We start from the raw sequence: 17,493 nt of genomic DNA, 5'->3' as shown, positions 1-17,493 counted from the left end.
CACATTGCCGCAGGTGAGAAAGCGCAGCAGTTCCTTGCGCTCGTGCTGGGCCAGGTAGGCGTGAATATCGGTTTCGATCAAGTCGGATTGGTGGGACATGGTCAGAAATACCCTTCCTTCTTCTTTTCTTCCATCGAGCCGGTGGAGTCATGGTCGATGACGCGGCCCTGACGCTCCGAGGTTCGGGTCAGCAGCATCTCCTGAATGATCTCGGGCAGCGTCGCTGCCGATGACTCCACCGCGCCCGTCAAGGGATAGCAGCCCAGGGTGCGGAAGCGCACCAGACGCATCTGCGGCTTCTCGTCCGACCCCAGGGGCATGCGCTCGTCATCCACCATGATCAGCACGCCGTCGCGCTCGACCACCGGCCGCTCCTTGGCGAAATACAGGGGAACGATGGGAATGTCCTCCAGGTAGATGTACTGCCACACGTCCAACTCCGTCCAGTTGGAAAGCGGAAACACCCGGATGCTCTCCCCCGGATTGACCTTGCCGTTGTACACATTCCACAGTTCCGGTCGCTGGTTCTTGGGATCCCAGCGGTGATGGCGGTCGCGGAAGGAATAGACCCGCTCCTTGGCCCGCGACTTCTCCTCGTCGCGGCGCGCCCCGCCGAACGCGGCGTCGAAACGGTACTTGTCCAGGGCCTGCTTCAGCGACTCGGTCTTCATGATGTCCGTGTGCTTCTTGCTGCCGTGGGTGAACGGGCCGATACCCTGGCGCACGCCCTCCTCATTGATGTGCACGATCAGGTCCAGCCCCAGCTCCGCCGCGCGCTGATCGCGGAACTGGATCATCTCACGGAATTTCCAGGTGGTGTCCACGTGCATCAAGGGAAATGGCGGCTTGCTGGGGTAGAATGCTTTCATCGCCAGATGCAGCATGACCGCGGAATCCTTGCCGATGGAATAGAGCATCACCGGCCGTTCGAATTCCGCCGCGACTTCGCGGATGATGTGGATGCTCTCCGCTTCCAGTTGCTTGAGATGAGTGAGCTTGTGTTGGTTCATGAGTACCGATAGAGGATGACCGCAGGAATCGGGCTTGATTGCGCCGGGCGCGCGACTGTCTTGAAATTCGGACTAGTTTAACATACTGGTGCGCATGGCCCGAATCACCCGCGACGGGCGCGGGAAGCGGCTTGTCTTGGACTGTCCGGCTCATTTGGGGATAATTGACGCCATGGTCAATACTTTTTGCCGCAGACCCGGTATCGGAGCGGACCCGGCGCCGGCTGGACTGCCGAAGCTTGGGCCATTCATCCGGCAAACAAGCCGCTACAGCGGGTTTCGGGATAGCACGGCCTGCGCGGTGTCGAGTACACCGCAGGGTGTAGCCTTGCCATCGCCCACAACGGGATTTCACAAACCATGAAAAGGACGACATGAGCGCAATCTCCGACTTTTCAACGGAGAAATACTGCCCCAACTGCCTTGCCCGCCATCGCGATGCGGGCCCCTGCCCGGAGTGCGGCTATCCGGGCGAAACGGGACGACCGTCCTACGCCCTCCCCCTCAACACCTTGCTGCAGGGGCGCTATATCACGGGCCGTCTGCTGCGCAGCGCCTCCAACGAATTCAACCTGGCATACCGGGCCCGCGACATGCGCTCGGACGTCCCCATGGTGGTGCGCGAATATTTTCCCCGCGACCTGGCCAGGCGCCTGGAAGGCACGCCCATTGCCGGCCCGAGTTCCATGCGCGAGGCTCCCTCCTACTCCTTTGGCCTGAAATCCTTCATCGGTGAAGCGCGCGAACTGCGCGGCCTGTTCGACCCCCACGTCATCCCCATCCGGCACATATTCGAGGAAAACGGAACGGCCTATGTGGTCGAGGACTTCTGCGAATCCCAGAGCTTGGCACAATTGCTGGAAACCACCTTGTCGCGCCTGTCGGAAGACGATGCCCTGGCACTGATACTGCCGCTCCTGGACACATTGGAGGCGGCACATCACAAGCAGCTTCCGCACCTGGATCTGCGGCCCCAAAAAGTCCTCATCAGGAATGCCACCGAACCCGTGCTTATTGGCTTTTCGGGAGCCCGAATCGCGCTCGCCGAACGCACCTTGTCCCTGCAGACCCTGCCCAGTTCCCCCTGCACGCCCATCGAGCGCTACCTGTCCACCCGCGAGATGGGGGCCTGGACCGACATTTACGGCCTGGCAGCGATTCTGTATCGGCTGCTCAGCGGACGAGACGTGCAGGACGCGGCAGAACGCTGCGAATTGGACCGACTCATTCCCCTCGCCGAACTCAAGCCGGACAGTTCGCCCGCGGTTGCTGCGGCCCTGGATTTCGGCCTGAAGGTGAGCCGCAAAGACCGGCCGAAATCCCTGGCCGATTTCCGCCGCGCCCTGTTGCCCGCCTCCAACGAACTTGGCACATCGGAGACTCATGCCGTCTCGGCCCATTCCGGCGTGGTGCGCGCAGCCAGACGGATGATCAGCCGGACGGCGACGCTGGGTTTTGCCCTAGGCGCCGTGGTTTACCTGACTATTCTGTTCTACGTCGGTTTCACCAGCCTGATCAGCGGCCGGCACGCACCGCCGCCTGACGACACAAACAGCGCCCAAGATGTCCCGGCGACGCCCGTTCCGCCCCGATACAGCCCGGCACGGCCAAACGAATCCACCGCCGTCGCCGTGACGGAGAGTAAGGCTCCGCACGGTGATGGTCGAGAGTCTTTCGCCGATCTGCTGGAACGTGCCCAGACCGGTACCGCCGACGACTGGCTGCACCTGGCCAAAGCCTATGAAGACGGCAAAGGCACCGCCAGAAGCGTCAAGCGGGCCGTCAAATGGTATCGCATGGCCGCCGAGGCAGGCTTGCCGGAAGCGCAGGCTGGCCTGGCCCGCATCTACGTGACGGGTCGGGACGGCCAGCGCAACCGTCAGGAAGGCGTACGCTGGTACCGGGAATCTGCCGGGCGCGGTTATCCCGAAGCACAGTTTGCCCTCGGCATGCTTTACGAATTGGGAGTGGCGGTTTCCCCGGATATGCAAGAAGCGGTCAACTGGTACCGGACCGCAGCGGAGAATGGCCATGCCATGGCCCAGAACCGGCTTGGCAAGCTCTATGACGAAGGCCAGGGTGTTCCGGTCGACGACCAGCAAGCCGCGGCTTGGTACCTCAGAGCGGCCGAGCAAGGCAACAGCGATGCCCAATTCAATCTCGCACTGATGTACGAGAATGGCGAAGGCGTGCAGGCCGACCGCGATGAAGCCCTGCGCTGGCTCAAGCAGTCGGCCGCATCGGGCAATGCCAGTGCCCGACAATTATTGAAGAAGTGGCAAACCCGCAACTGAACCACCGCCACGGCCCGCCATTCGATCCACTGGCCCGGAACTTGCCTTGTTTGTCTTCGGAATTTTCTCATTACCGAAGCAAATTGGAGGTATGACGTGGCACGTTCCAGGAACCTGTTGCACACAAGCTTGACCCTACTGATTGCGTCGAATGCGGGCTTTTGCGGTTTTGCCTCAGCCCACACCGACGTGACCGACAACATCACGGAGGGGCGCTCCGGCTTTAACAGCCTGGCGATCGAACATGGCTGCTCGAACCCGGCCACCGGAAGGAATCTTCCGGTGATTGCCCAGAGCGTGGTATTCCCTGGATCGAGCCCCCGGGTGACCCGTTCCGACGGTTCCACGAGCCCCGGCCTTTCCGCGGAAATCGTTGCCGGCAGCGGATTGGCCGGACTCGCCACGCCGGTGCAAGACAAGAGCATCTTTCGCAAGCAGCGGGCGATCAAGGATGCGAACTCGAATACCATCGGCTTTTCCGGAACCGGTGGCTCCCTGGCGGCCGACCTGATGGGTCAAGTGCCCTTCCACCTCACTGCGGTCCGCTTTCAATCCACCTCCTGCGCAAAAACCTTGACCGTGCAGATCGCGGTGGCCGACATCTGCACCCGCGTCTTTCCGCCCAAGGCCGGAACGGCCAACCTGTGGATACCCGCCACCACCAGAAAGTTCAAAGGCACGGGGGTCGAAGGCTTCGGCGCGCCCGCGGTACTGACCGTCAACCGCGATCTGGACAGCAACCCACTGCCCGTGCACTGCGGCGGGGGTTACGATGTGACGGTGGCGCCGACGGAGGATGAGGTAGACAACTACCTGCCCATCAGGGGCTATTGGGGCCGATAAGTCAAAGGCTCGGGAAGATCACACGCAATGGCCCTCCGGCCCGTGCGTGATATCACACAGTCGCGAGTCAATTGCCCTACCCGGCGTCCACGCCAGCCGTCACTAAAACCCCTCGAGGACCTGTTTTGCTGTCATGCAAAACCTGGTACGCACATTGCTTATCAACTCCCGTGTGAAATCCCCGCAAGCACTAGGATTTTGGCCTAGTCAACCGGACTGAGCGACAGGGTAGGCTTTACGGCGGGGATAGACGCAGGACAGAGACTCACGCCCCCATGGGGCGTTTTCTCTCCCCTTTAACCATAGCTTTAGCAGGGTTAATGTCCCGCAACCGGCGTGCTCGCTTAAGAGCTGCCCACCGGAAGCGCCTTATCGTACGCGACTTGGGAAGATACGGATCATGACGAACCGGTGTCCGATACCTGCTTTTCTTCCAACTGGCAAGTGAGCACTATGAACAAGAAAGACGTATTCCGCTCCCTGGCCCTGGCCGCCCTCGTGGCGGGCGGGCCGGCAGTCTACTCGCTGCTGGGACAGGATTCCCCCAGAGCCCTGGTGCTAGGGCACGGCGAAATCGGCGAACTGCGCTCCAGCTACCAGCGCTGGACCGCCGACTACGAAAGCCACGGCGGCAAGCCCGAGGTCCTGCGGCTTGGTTTGTCCTATTCCAAGACCCTGTCCGCGAGCCCGAGCAAGGCCACGGGCCTGGCCGAGATCAATCTGGTGGACGGCGCTGTGAACATCCGCCTGAGCAACGCCGAACCCGGACGCCTGGACGCGTGGCTGGTGGACAACCGCCCGCACGCGAACGCTTCCCTCAAACCCGAAGCCGGTGATGCGATGTTGAAATTGGGCAGCTTCGAGATCCGGGACGGCAAGGGCGAATTCCACGCACAGTTGAACCGGGACCAGATGCAGGGCTTCACCCTGGACATGGTGGCCATCACACCGGCTGACCTCTCACCGGCGGAAGGGCTGCTTCTGACCGGTGCGCCCGGCCTGATGCAGCAACTCTATTACAGCGACAAGCTGTGGGCCATGGCCGGGGTCGGCGGCATCGAGCCGGCACAGAAACCACAAGCAGCGCCTTTCGACTTCATCCTACCCAAGCTGGCCCACGCGGCTGGCCCCAAAGACCGGGGTCAGCAGTCGCTGGACAATCTGCTCGGCGCCGAAATCGCCAGGGGCCGCGACATCTTCCTCAACGAAACCTTCGACGGCAATGGCCGAACCTGCGCCACCTGCCATCGGCTGGACAACAATCACACCATCGACCCGGCCTACATCGCCAAGCTGCCTGCGGACGATCCCTTGTTCATCGCGGAAACCAACCCGGATCTGGCTGAACTGGAAAAGCCGGCCCTGCTGCGCCAATTCGGCCTGGTCCTGGCCAACGTCGACGGCTTCGACAAGCCCGGCGTCATGCGCAGCGTCCCGCACACCCTGGCCCTCGCCACCTCCATCGACATCGAGACGCCCTGCAACAAGGGCGAATTCCAGCAGGACACCCTATTCACCAGCGCGCTGGGCTGGGCCGGCGACGGCTCGCCGGCCAATGGCATCGCGGTGGACTGCAAGGACCCGAACCAGGTGATACCCCACCCCAATGGCTCACTGCGCGATTTTGCCATCGGGGCCGTCAAGCAGCATATGCCCAAGACCCTTAACCGGGTGGAAGGGGCCGACTTCCGCTTGCCCACCGACGAGGAACTGGTGGCCATGGAGGCCTACATGCTGTCCCTGGGCCGCAGCAAGGACTACGAACTGGCCAAGCTGGAGTTCAAATCGCCGGTGGTACAGCGTGGCATGAAGCTGTTCGACACCAAGGAAAACTTCTGCCGAGACGCCAACGGCAATAAGCTCAACCAGAGCGGAGGCGCCTGTCCAGGCGGGACTACCCTGGTGCTGGGGGAAACCGCCAACTGCAACGGCTGCCACTCGAACGCCGGCGCACGCAGCTCCACCACCCACGCCAACCCGACCCGCAACACCGGCATCGAGAGCATGCGTGACCAGCTTGCCACCCTGGTGGATCCCAGTGCCCAGATCGACGGTGGCTTCGGCACGGACCCGCATGACCTCTGCGGACCATTCGAAAAAACCGACCCGCTGGGTGATCATCCCTGCTTCGGCGACAAGCGCTTCAACACGCCAACCCTAGTGGAAGCGGCGGACACCGGGCCTTACTTCCACAACCACAGCGTGAACAGCCTGGAAGAGGCGATTGCCTTCTACAACACGGACGCCTTCAATGACTCGCCGGGCGCCCTGACCTCATCCAGGAACAATCGCAAGGTGAAGCTGGATTCCTCGCAGGTGGTGGCGGTCGCCCTGTTCCTGCGCTCCCTCAACGCCATCGAGAACATTCGCCAATCCAACGAACTGGCTACGCAGGCCATGCAGTTGCGCGGCGCTGACGCCGAGGAGATCACACATCTGGCTGCCAAGGAGACCCAGGACGCGATCCAGGTGCTGAAGGGCGGCACCGTCCTGCCCTATCCGGACGCCGTTGCCAAACTGGAGGAAGCCCTCAAGCTGGAGAAGAAGGCCGAGAACGACTTCTCCGCCCTGCGGAACAGCCGGCTCAAGAAAGCCATCGAACTCAAGCGCCAGGCGCGTGACATGATGGTCAGCTGCAATCCCGGCACGCCCAGCGCCTCCACCACCCTGCCCGAGCAGGTATACACCTGCGATGAGCTGATCTGAGTTCCCGGCCCCGGCCCGCCGGGGCCGAACGCCGCAGGCCCGCGCGCTCCCATGCCAGGCATGGGAGCCTTTCTCCTTTCCAGCACTACCACGTAGCCTCCGAATACGGGCAACCCCGGCCAACTCGGATCCCCCTCACTCTTCAGCCCGCCTCGGACTTCACGCAAGCACCTCCCGGCTCCGCCTTATACGTCATCGCCTTACTGCGTTATTTCCCGCACTCTTTGTGATATGCCGCACTGCAGGCATCACTGCGAACTTTTCATATCACGTCAAACCCCTGCCAACTAAGGGTTTTCAATAGCTGGCACCGCAATTGCTTTATCAGTCGTCGCTAACGTGTCCGGCTTCGTGCAGGACGAAACGGCACCGTATCTCCTACAAGAATTCGAGAGGACCTGCATGAACCAGCTGAAGACAGGCAAGGCAAAGCTATTGGGCGCCCTGGCGGCCATGGTGACACCGCTTGCACTAAGCCTTGCCCCGGTGCACGAGGCAGGCGCCCATGGCGCCCTGAAGTTTCCGCCTTCCCTGCAGGACGTCAGGCCTGCGCCTGTCCCCGGAATCAACAAGATCATCAAGGACAAAAAGGCCGCACTCGTCCTTGGCAAGGCCTTGTTCTGGGACATGAACGTGGGCAGCGACGACATGTCCTGCGGTAGTTGCCATTTCCACGCCGGCGCCGACAACCGCACCAAGAACTCACTCAACCACGGCGGCAAGCGCGACGTCACCGACGCGGAGGGCAACGAACTTTATCCCTCGCTGGCCCCGGGCCACAAAGGCACCGCATCGGGCGGTGCGGGTGGCTCCAACTACGCGGTCAAGTCAGCGGATTTTCCCTTCGTCCAGTTCGCGAATCCCAAGAACAACGGGTCGGCGAAGACCGCTGAGAGCGATAACGTGATGTCGTCCTCAGGCACCTACGCCGGCGAATTCAAAGGTGTCAGCAAGACCGGGCCAAGCACGGATGACTGCGACCGCGCCGGCCACGACGGCATCTACCATGTCGGCGACCTGCGTGCCCGCCAGGTGGAGCCGCGCAACACCCCGACCGTCTTCAATTCAGTACTCAACTACCGCTTGTTCTGGGACGGCCGCGCCAACAACACCTTCAACGGCGTCAACGAATTCGGCCTGCGCGACAGCGAGGCCGGCGTCTGGGTGAACACTGGCGGCAAGGTCAAGAAGCAGAAGCTGGCCCTGAGCCACGCCCATGTCGCGTCACTCTCGGTGGGGCCACCCCTGAACAACCAGGAGATGTCCTGCAATAACCGGAAGTTCCCGGACGTCGGTCGCAAACTCCTCAGCCGCCGCGCCCTGGAACGCCAGGAAGTGCATGCGGAGGACAGCGTACTTGCCAACTACCGAGCTGGCGACGGCATCGGCCTGAAGCAGACCTATGCACAACTGGTGAAGAAAGCCTTCAACGCCAAGTACTGGTCAGCCAAGGCCCCCAAGGGCGGCAAGGCGCCCTTCGGCAAGCCCGGGTACTCCGACGAGGCCTACACCCAGATGGAGGCCAACTTCTCCCTGTTCTTTGGCTTGGCCATGCAGGAATACTTCAATACCCTCATCGCCGACCAGGCGCCCATCGATTCCAAGCGGGTGCAGCGCTGTTACGACGGCCACGACGTCACGCCCGCAGAGACCTGCGCCAATCCGGAAAACCTGGCCGAGATCCCGGAGGCCCTGACCCCCGCCCAGGTGCGCGGCATGCAGCACTTCATCAACGCGCACTGCGTGCTGTGTCACAGCGGCGCCCTTTTCAGTGCCGCGGCCAGCCCCGAGAACCTGACGGTCACCCGCAGCAAGAAAGGCAAAGTCAAACTTCAGGCACCGGATGCCGACTCGGTCAACACCGTGTTGCGCACCACCGATCTGACCGGCCGTCCGCGCCTTCAAGACGTGGGCTTCATGAACACCGGCGTGGCCCATTGGTCGTTCGATCAGGGCGTAGGCCGCCCAAGCGCCCTGCATCCGGAACTGAACCAGCCCCTGTCCTTCGCGCGGCAATACCTGTCCCAACTCATCGGCGACAGCGCGGGCGTGCTTGATCCTCTCAAGGTTAAGGCCTGCCAGTTGGGTGCCGCCTTCACCGGAGGCCGTTCCGACCCACTGGTGTTCCCCAGAGAGCAGTTGCAGGCAGACCCCGCAGGCAGCGCTGGCTGCGTCGTCACCGACTACAACACCGGACAGGTGACCGACAAGACGTCGCTGGCCTTCGTCCCCACCCAGGAAGCAGCCCAGGCGGAATGGAACAAGACCCTGAATGGGCAGCCCAGCCTGCTCAAGGTGGGCGTGTCCGCCGCCTTCAAGATCCCCTCCCTGCGTAACGTGGAGCTGACGGCGCCCTACTTCCACAACGGGTCGGCGCTGACCCTCCCCCAGGTGCTGGACTTCTATATCCGCACGGGCAATTACACCAACCCGGACCGCGCCGCGGGCGAAATGCCCACCCTGGCGGAAATCCTGGGCGAAGCCCCCAACGTCACCGAGGATCTGCTCGAGTTCCTCAAGAGCTTGACCGACGAGCGTGTGCGCAATGAAGCAGCGCCCTTCGATCATCCGGCGCTAAAAGTGCCCCACGGCCACAAGGGTGACGAGGCCATCGCTTTGGACGAAGACGGCGACGGCATGGCGGACGATGAAATCCTGAGCGTTCCCGCCATCGGCAGGAACGGCCGGACCGCTGAAGGCCTGGAGCCCATCAAGCCCCTGCAGCAGACCATCGAGGGCAGCGACGGAACCCTCTGATGTCCGGCGCTCACCCCACCACTAACCCTCCCCCGCCGTGGGAGGGAATAGGACTGGGAGCCGGCGCAACGCGAAGCCTAAGCAACTCTGCCCCTCCTAGGGAAAGCAGAGGGCGGAAGGCCCCAAATTTCACCCCGGATCAACGGACCTCAGGCCAGACCGGGTAGCAACAAGAGACCAGGCAGGAGCATATCCATGACCAAAAGATCCTCAAACACCATCCTTGCAGCCGCCATCATCGCGACGCTGCCCTCCCTGGCCGCTGCCCACGACGGCCCTCATGGCGGCGTTACCGCGGCAGGGCTGAATTATCAGGAAGTCTATCGAGAGCGGGTGAAAGGCGGCGCTGAAGTTGCCACCAATAACACCACCCTCGATGGCAACATGAAATTCGCCGCCTGCCCCGCCGGGGTTGCCTGCGGCATCAGCGAACTCAATGCCTCCACGCCCTGGTCGGTCTACGCCAACGGCGCACTGCTGGCTCAGGGAACCCTGGGCGACGACCCCAATGCCAAGTTCAGCCCCAAGAAGGGCAAGGCCAATATCAACCTGAGCGCCGGCAAGCTCAGGGTCACCTGGGACAAGAAATTCATCAAGTTCAACCTGAAGTGGAGCGGTGATGCCCTGCTGGCCAAGAGTTACATCGACACGGCCCAGGCCAAGCTAACCGTGCCGGGAGGCGCGCAGTTCGACGTCCAGGTGGGCGAGACGCGCGCCCTGTTCGACACCCCCGCCAAGGGCAGTGCCAAGGTGAAGAAGAAAGGCGCCATGCTGCTCTCCGAGATCGTACTGTCCGGCAAGGCCAAATCCGCCGGCGACCCCTCCGCCGTGGACCGCGACGGCGACGGCTACACCAACGACGTGGAAGCCTCGCTGGACGCCACCTGCGATTACGACGCCACCCGCAACACCGGCGTCGAAGAGAAGCGCCTGGATGGCATCGACTCCGACTGCGACGGGCGCGATTCGGACTTGCCAGAGGCCCTAGATACCTACCAGGGCAATACTACCGCCTTCTCCAGCCCCACCGTACCCTTCAACGAGGGACAAGGACCGCGCGACTACACCGGCTGGAACAAGACCTTCGAGTACCCGGCCGTGGGCAAGGTATCTTTCTACGACCCCACCACCGGCAATAGCTACAACGACTACACCGCGGTTCCTGCCTCGGACGGCCAGGGCATCTGGCGCGCCTGGACCCATACCGGCAAATGGGGCTATTTCTACGGCAAGGCCGGCGAAGTGATCAAGATCAAGGCGGAAAAAGGCTCGGCGGTCACGGCTCCCGGCAGCCACCCGGCCTTCATCGTCTTCTGGCGCCCCGAGGGAGCCCCCCTGAACTGGGAAGGCACCCAGGACATTGCCGTCGGAGGCAAGCTTGGAGCAGCAGTGGACATCGTGCCGGCTCACAATGTACCGCAGAAGGCCGACTGGACCATCACCGGCCTGCCGGAAAAAGCCGACCACGTCATGCCCGAAGGCATCGACACCACGCTCTATCCCTCGCCCAGTAATAGCTACACCCTGTACCACGTGGCTGCCGCCTGGGACAACGACCTCTACGTGCCCACCAACAAGTTCGTGATGCACCCCACCGCCCTTAACGACATCGCCGTCAGCGATGGCGTACCCGGCAAGGTGGAAAGGTTCATCACCCTGCCCAAGGACGGCTATTACCTGATGCAGATCACCAATGTGCTGGAGGCCGAGGACTGGGCCGTGTGTGAGTCTGGGGACACCCGTGATATCTGCAAGAACGCCAGTTCCTCCAGCACAACCCCCGGCGCAGGTCACGGCGGCGGCAGCAAGACCGGCCTGGGCGTAAAGAACGAGCTCAACCCGACCACGGCGGACCGAACCAGCGTTAACAACATCGATGTGACCATTTCTCCCGGTGCGGAGGCGAGCCTGGCCATCGATCCGGGGCCACAGGGCTTGGGCGGCAAGGGCATCCACTACCATTACATTCTCAATGGTTTCGCGGCCGGACAGTCAACGACTGTTTATGGCCACGACAACAAGTTTCCCGACGCCATGTCCCCTGGCAACTATATCTGGGGAGTGGGCGCCCTCAGCTGGTGCCAGGCGGGAGCCTGCGCCACCGGCAGCGGCGAGAGCCTGGGCTGGAACCACACCGGCGTTCACGTCGGCTTTGAACTGACGGAAGCCGCCAAAGTAAACATCGAGTTGTCCAACGCCACGCCGACGACCGCCAGCGCCTCCTGGGCGGCAGGGCCCATCCCCATGGGCAACGACCTTAAGCCGGGCTTCAGCCTCTACAGCGGCAAGGGCACCACCGGCATCAACGACTCCAACCACACCTTCCAGAACCAGGTGAACATCAGCTGGACCAACACCACCGCCATCGTCGACTGGAAGGATGCCGGCGACGCCAACACGGTGTCCGGCACTTACGACCTGCAGCCCGGCTTTTACACCCTCTACATCGGCGGCAACTACAAGAACGTCCTCAACAACGACACCACCCTGGCGGGCTCCACCGACCGCAGCCTGACGCGAGCGCCCAAGGACCCGGCCAATCCGGGACCCTGCGAAGGAACCCACCTGGCTGGCTGCGGCGGCACGGAAAAGGATTTCAAGCTGACCATTTCCGCATCTAAACCCTGAAGGTCGTGACAAGCAACACCCCGCGGCCCAACGCCGCGGGGCTGTCTGCGTCCAAGCCCAAGAAAACCCCATGTGCGCAATCATGAATACCGTAAGAACTCACCCAGTCGCCGGCCTGATCGCCCTGGCTGCAGCCACTCCGGCCTTGGCCACCAATCTGAACGACATCAACGCCCTTTCCGGTTACCACCACTTGTCCAATGTCAATGGTGTGGGCGCCACCGCTAACTCCATCGGCTTCAACAAGCAGCGCATTGGCCTGAACCCGGCGACGACCGGGACCAACGTCGGCAATGGCACGCAGTACCACCACATCTTCACCAACGTGGACAAGGCACCCGGCGGCACCACCGGCACCATCACCGCCTCGGAATACGCCATGATGGACCCCATGATGCCGGGCGCGCTCCACCTGGACCCGAATACCGGCGAAGCGACCGGCTTCCTGTACGACGCGAGTGCTTACGGCGTCGGGCAGCTCAGCTGGTGCCAGCAGGGCGAATGTGCGGGAGGCGCGGGCACAAGCACGGGGTGGAACCACACATCCAACCACATTCTGTTCTCGGTGTCGCAGGAGAGCAGCGTCACCATCACCCTGTCCAACGGGCCGGTGGTAACCGGAAAGCACGGCCCCAACGAGCCCAATGGTGTCCTCGGCGGGGATTTGAAGCCTGCTTTCACCATTTACACGGGTGTTTCGACGACGGGTGTGAATGACAGCAACCACACCTTCAACAACCAGCAGAATCCCTGGACCAATGTCACGTACCTGGACCACGACGCCAATGACGGCAATGCCAGCAGCATCACCTGGAACAGCGTCAGCGATGGCCCCGGCCCCCTCGTGCCCGGCTACTACAGCCTTTGGATCGGCGGCAACTACGCCAACGTCGCCAACGCCGACGGCAGCCATGGCAAGAACTACCGCCTGACCATCACCGCCTCGTCGCCGTCGGCGGCGCCGGTGGCAAATGCCGGTGCGGATCAGTCCGTGCGTCAGGGAGCGCAAGTCACCTTGGACGGCTCCGCCAGCTTCAATCCCGATGGCAAAGCCTTGTCCTACCAATGGACCCAGATCAGTGGTTCGCCTTCCGTCAGCCTGAGCAGCGCCACGGGGGTCAAGCCGACCTTCAACGCGCCTAACGTAAGCTCCAGCACGGTGCTTACCTTCCGGCTGGTGGTCAGGGACACCGCCGACAACCAGACCAGCGATCCCGCCGTCGTCAACATCACGGTGGGCCCAAACCAGGCGCCGGTGGCTGACGCCGGCAGCGCAGGCAATATCCGGGCAGGCGCCACCCGCACCCTCGACGGCAGCGGCAGCTACGATCCCGATGACGACAGTCTCACCTTCCTCTGGACCCAGGTTTCCGGTCCTTCCGTGACGCTCAGTGACGCGACGGCCGGCAAACCCAGCTTCGTCGCGCCCAGCGATGCACTTGGGCAGTCCCTGGTCTTCTCGCTCCGGGTTTCCGACGGCAGCCTGCAAAGCAGTAATTCCGCCACCGTCAGCACGACCGTAGTCGAAAACGCCGCGCCCGTGCTGGCCGCTTCGGCAAGCCCAGCGGTGACCGAGGGCAGCAACGTGACGCTGACCGTTGCAGGCAGCGATCCCGATGGCGATGTCCTCAGCTATCAGTGGCAGCAAACTAGCGGCACGCCGGTCGACCTGAGGGGCGCCGACAGCGCTTCGGCCAGCTTTACCGCCCCTCACGTCGGTCCCGGCGGCGAGTCGCTGGCGTTCACCGTCACGGTGACTGACAACTATGCGCCCAACCCCGCCACTACAAAAGCCGACGCGTCCATCACCGTCACCGACGATGCTTCTCGGCTTGACTGTTCGCAGGCTGCCCCCAGCCGCACGTCTCTTTGGCCACCCAAGAAGGGCCTGGTCAAGGTGGATGTAACAGGGGTGACGGGACCTGATCCCTATGCCCTGACCATCACCGGGATTAACCAGGACGAACCGGTCAAGGACAAGGTGGCGAAAGACAAGACCGGACCCGACGCGAAGATACTAAAGCAGCGCAAGACCAAGAAGAACGCCTTCCCGCAGGACAAAGCCCTTGTGCGGGCAGAGCGCCAGAACGAAGGCGATGGACGCGTCTATGCGATCGCGTTCTCGGCCAACGATGGAAGCCAGACCTGCACAGGTTCGGTCGCCGTCGGGGTTCCCATCACAGCAAGCGGCACCGCGACCGCGGGCGCGTCGAGTTACAACTCCACGAAGAAGAAATAGCGGCCTGATTGGCGCCGGTAACCGGGCAACCTTGCTGCGGAAGCCGGCGCCACTTTGATTTCAAGCCCCGATTTGCCACACCCGCCGCGAGGCGGGGCCGGAAAGCTACGGTCTTGGCTTGCACAAGATGGCGGGCTGCCTCCCCTGAAAGGCGGGAGTGAGGAAGCATCCGATTCCTCAGCCATTCACCCTGACGTCATAACCATCTCAACTTTAAGGAAGTAAACATGGCCAACCATAAGCTACTTCTGGGTTTCGGCGCCTTGTCGGTGACTGCGGTCATTGATGCTTCGGCGACGACTCTCAACGACATCGACGCCATTACCGGTTACCAGCACCTATCCAATGTTAACGGTATCGGCGCGACGGAAAATGCCATAAATTTCAACAAACAGCGCGTCGGACTGAACCCGGCGACGACCGGTACCAACGTGGGCAATGGCGTCCAGTACCACCATATCTTCAAGAATGTGGACAAGGCACCCGGCGGCACCACCGGCACCATCACCGCCTCCGACTACCCCATGATGGACGCCATGATGCCCGGCGCGCTCCATCTCGACCCGAATACCGGCGAAGCGACCGGGTTTTCTTACGACCAATCGTCGTACGGCGTTGGCCAGCTCAGTTGGTGCCAGGCCGGCACCTGCGCCGGTGGCAGCGGAACCAGTATCGGCTGGAATCACACGGCCAATCACATCCTGTTCTCGGTTTCGCAGGCCAGCAATGTCACCATTACCTTGGCCAATGGCCCCGCGGTGACCGGCAAACATGGCCCGAACGAATCCACGGGCTTACTGGGCGGTGACCTGAAGCCCGCCTTCACCCTCTACAGCGGCGCCTCCACGACTGGGGTGAATGACGGTAACCATACCTTCAACAACACGCAGAATCCCTGGACCAACGTCACCTACCTGGACCACGAACCCAATACGGCCAACGCAGCCAGCATTACGTGGAACAGCGTCAACAATGGGCCTGGAGTCCTCGCGCCCGGTTACTACAGTTTGTGGATTGGCGGTAACTATTCGAATGTCGCCAATTCCGACGGCTCTCATGGCAAGAACTATCGCCTGAGCATCAGCGCGGCGCCGCCCCCAACCCCCACCCCGGCCCCCGCAACGCCAACACCTGCGCCGGCCACGCCTACTCCGGCACCGACGCCTGCGCCAGCCACACCCACCCCGGCGCCCGCAACACCGACGCCTGCGCCGGCCACGCCCACTCCGACACCAGCAACGCCGACGCCTGCGCCAGCCACGCCTACCCCGGCCCCATCGGCAACTCCGGCTCCGAGCACAAGCCCGAGCCCATCGCCTTCGGCCTCGCCAAGCCCGTCACCGTCCGCTTCTCCGGCACCGTCAGCAAGCCCGAGTCCGTCGCCTTCGGCTTCGCCCACGCCCGAACCTTCGGCATCACCAACCCCGACTCCGGGTCCCACCGATTCACCCACCTTGGAAGTTACGGGCAGCGGCGATGGCGATTCCAATGTTGGCGAGTCAATCAGCCTGCTGGTCAAGAGCACGGACCCGCAAGGTCAGACCGTCGATGTCAGCGCCACCCTGGACAACGAAGCGGTAGCCGAATTGGCCGGCGATCTGACCGATACCGTGAGCAGCGCCTTGTCTGACTCGGGTGAGGAGAGTTCGCTAAACACGCTGCTGGCCACTGCTGCCGCGACGACGCCAAGCCTTTCGACATCAGGGGACAGCAGCCAGTGCAAGATCGGCCATGCGGTACCGGTGCTGGTGATCGACGCCCAGGGCAATGCCCTGTTCAAATGGACGCCGACCGCAGACGATGCGGGTCCGCACACCCTGGTATTCAAAGCAACCGACACGGACGGCTTTAGCACCGAGGAAACGGTCACCCTCAACGTCAAGGCACTGCCGCAGGAGAACCGCGCTCCGCAGTTTGACTGGACCGCTGGCTGGTACGCTGCGAATCCTGGCAAGCAGTTGAAGATCCGCCTGCAGGCTCAGGACCCGGATGGCGACAAGGTGCGCTTCTTCATCAACAAAGGACCCGAAGGTGCCCAGATCAAAAACACCTTCTTCAACAAGAAGACCGGAAAGTGGGAAGCCACCTGGGTCTACACGCCGGACCGCGCTGAAGCAGGCAACACCTACAAGGTGTACTTCACCGCCACCGACGACAAGCCGGGCGAGTCCAAGCAGACCACCCGCTGGACCTTCGTACACGTCAACGAGCCCAAGCGCGAGCGCGACGATGACCACCACCACGACAAGGGCAAAAAAGACAAGGACTAATCCCTTCCCACCTGCGTTAACTTCGTGACTCTGAACAACCCGGGACCGGCGACGGTTCCGGGATTTTTTTGCCCATTTCCGGGGGCCCCAGGCTCCGCGTGGGAGCCCATCCCCGTACGCTCTGCATCAACCCCAGGCGCAGAGCGCCAAAGCAGCGTTCCCACGCAGAGCATGGGAACGAGAGAATGCGAAACGCCAAGCCACTTTTCCCATTCAGAGCGCGGCCACGAGAACCAACCCTGCCCTGGCTCCCATGCTCCGCGTCGGAGCCCATCCCCGGACGCTCCGCGTCCACCCCCGGCGCAGAGCGCCAAAGCAGCGTTCCCACGCAGAGCGTGGGAACGAGAGAACACGCTTTCCTTTGGCGGTGGATACCGCCTGAAAGAACCCCACAGAATCAACGCCCACCAAGCAAGCGCTCAGCTCGTATGGCATAAGCCGAGTCACCTGGGTCATTTCCCGCACTTTATCCGCGTAAAAGCAATTTAATTCACTATATATCAATCACATATTATTGGCACACAACGTGCTGAGTCAGTGTGTCTCTTATTAGACGCTGGAACAGGGACGACCGCCGGGCAATAGCCTCGGCAAACCAATTCCGGCTTGATTTTTCGGCCCTCACGGACGGGGGCCGGGCAGGGACGCCAGCCCAATTTCGCCACACCCGCTGCGAGGCGGGGCCGGAAAGCTACGATCTTGAGGGACTCAAGATGGCTGAGCTGCCTCCCATGAACGGCGGGAGC

At 62.5% G+C, this 17,493-nt stretch carries 8 protein-coding genes and 2 riboswitches; of the genes, 7 read left to right on the top strand and 1 reads right to left on the bottom strand.

Annotated features, from left to right (window positions below; genetic code table 11):
- Positions 1 to 101 precede the first annotated feature (101 nt).
- Positions 102 to 1,010, bottom strand: coding sequence for a sulfate adenylyltransferase subunit CysD (gene cysD / locus EK23_RS16160; RefSeq protein WP_045226421.1), 909 nt, complete (start codon positions 1,008 to 1,010; stop codon positions 102 to 104).
- A gap of 374 nt (positions 1,011 to 1,384) precedes the next feature.
- Between cysD and EK23_RS21965 the strand changes: the two genes are divergently transcribed.
- The 7 genes from EK23_RS21965 (at position 1,385) to EK23_RS23980 (ending at position 16,747) form a co-directional block, all read left to right on the top strand.
- Complete coding sequence (locus tag EK23_RS21965) at positions 1,385 to 3,304, top strand: Sel1-like repeat-containing protein kinase family protein (protein ID WP_052808254.1); 1,920 nt, start codon at positions 1,385 to 1,387, stop codon at positions 3,302 to 3,304.
- 96 nt (positions 3,305 to 3,400) lie between these two features.
- The gene (locus EK23_RS16150) at positions 3,401 to 4,147 is read left to right on the top strand and encodes a hypothetical protein (protein WP_145998702.1); all 747 of its coding nucleotides are present in this window, start codon (positions 3,401 to 3,403) and stop codon (positions 4,145 to 4,147) included.
- A gap of 453 nt (positions 4,148 to 4,600) precedes the next feature.
- Complete coding sequence (locus EK23_RS16145) at positions 4,601 to 6,853, top strand: hypothetical protein (protein ID WP_097991001.1); 2,253 nt, start codon at positions 4,601 to 4,603, stop codon at positions 6,851 to 6,853.
- Positions 6,854 to 7,255: 402 nt separating this feature from the next.
- The gene (locus tag EK23_RS16140) at positions 7,256 to 9,610 is read left to right on the top strand and encodes a cytochrome c peroxidase (RefSeq protein WP_235282141.1); all 2,355 of its coding nucleotides are present in this window, start codon (positions 7,256 to 7,258) and stop codon (positions 9,608 to 9,610) included.
- Between the two features lie 195 nt (positions 9,611 to 9,805).
- A complete protein-coding gene (gene corA, locus EK23_RS21960; RefSeq protein WP_052808253.1) occupies positions 9,806 to 12,238 on the top strand; it encodes a copper(I)-binding protein CorA in 2,433 nt (810 codons plus the stop codon).
- A gap of 82 nt (positions 12,239 to 12,320) precedes the next feature.
- Positions 12,321 to 14,477 carry a PKD domain-containing protein gene (locus EK23_RS21955; RefSeq protein ID WP_158002529.1) on the top strand — a complete coding sequence of 719 codons (2,157 nt, stop codon included), beginning with the start codon at positions 12,321 to 12,323 and terminating at the stop codon, positions 14,475 to 14,477.
- 64 nt (positions 14,478 to 14,541) lie between these two features.
- Positions 14,542 to 14,620: riboswitch (cyclic di-GMP riboswitch) on the top strand.
- A gap of 84 nt (positions 14,621 to 14,704) precedes the next feature.
- A complete protein-coding gene (locus EK23_RS23980) occupies positions 14,705 to 16,747 on the top strand; it encodes a hypothetical protein (protein ID WP_045226419.1) in 2,043 nt (680 codons plus the stop codon).
- A gap of 650 nt (positions 16,748 to 17,397) precedes the next feature.
- A riboswitch (cyclic di-GMP riboswitch) is annotated at positions 17,398 to 17,477 on the top strand.
- Positions 17,478 to 17,493 lie beyond the last annotated feature (16 nt).

This window comes from Methyloterricola oryzae, assembly GCF_000934725.1.
Taxonomy (GTDB): Bacteria; Pseudomonadota; Gammaproteobacteria; order Methylococcales; family Methylococcaceae; genus Methyloterricola; species Methyloterricola oryzae.
Note: the sequence above shows the minus strand (reverse complement) of the source record. Positions and strands in the feature narration are given on the sequence as shown.

Bases quoted from the DNA above. Each gene is read 5' to 3' on its own strand.
- cysD (WP_045226421.1), bottom strand. From the start codon at position 1,010: ATGAACCAACACAAGCTCACTCATCTCAAGCAACTGGAAGCGGAGAGC.
- EK23_RS21965 (WP_052808254.1), top strand. From the start codon at position 1,385: ATGAGCGCAATCTCCGACTTTTCAACGGAGAAATACTGCCCCAACTGC.
- EK23_RS16145 (WP_097991001.1), top strand. From the start codon at position 4,601: ATGAACAAGAAAGACGTATTCCGCTCCCTGGCCCTGGCCGCCCTCGTG.
- EK23_RS16140 (WP_235282141.1), top strand. From the start codon at position 7,256: ATGAACCAGCTGAAGACAGGCAAGGCAAAGCTATTGGGCGCCCTGGCG.
- corA (WP_052808253.1), top strand. From the start codon at position 9,806: ATGACCAAAAGATCCTCAAACACCATCCTTGCAGCCGCCATCATCGCG.
- EK23_RS21955 (WP_158002529.1), top strand. From the start codon at position 12,321: ATGAATACCGTAAGAACTCACCCAGTCGCCGGCCTGATCGCCCTGGCT.
- EK23_RS23980 (WP_045226419.1), top strand. From the start codon at position 14,705: ATGGCCAACCATAAGCTACTTCTGGGTTTCGGCGCCTTGTCGGTGACT.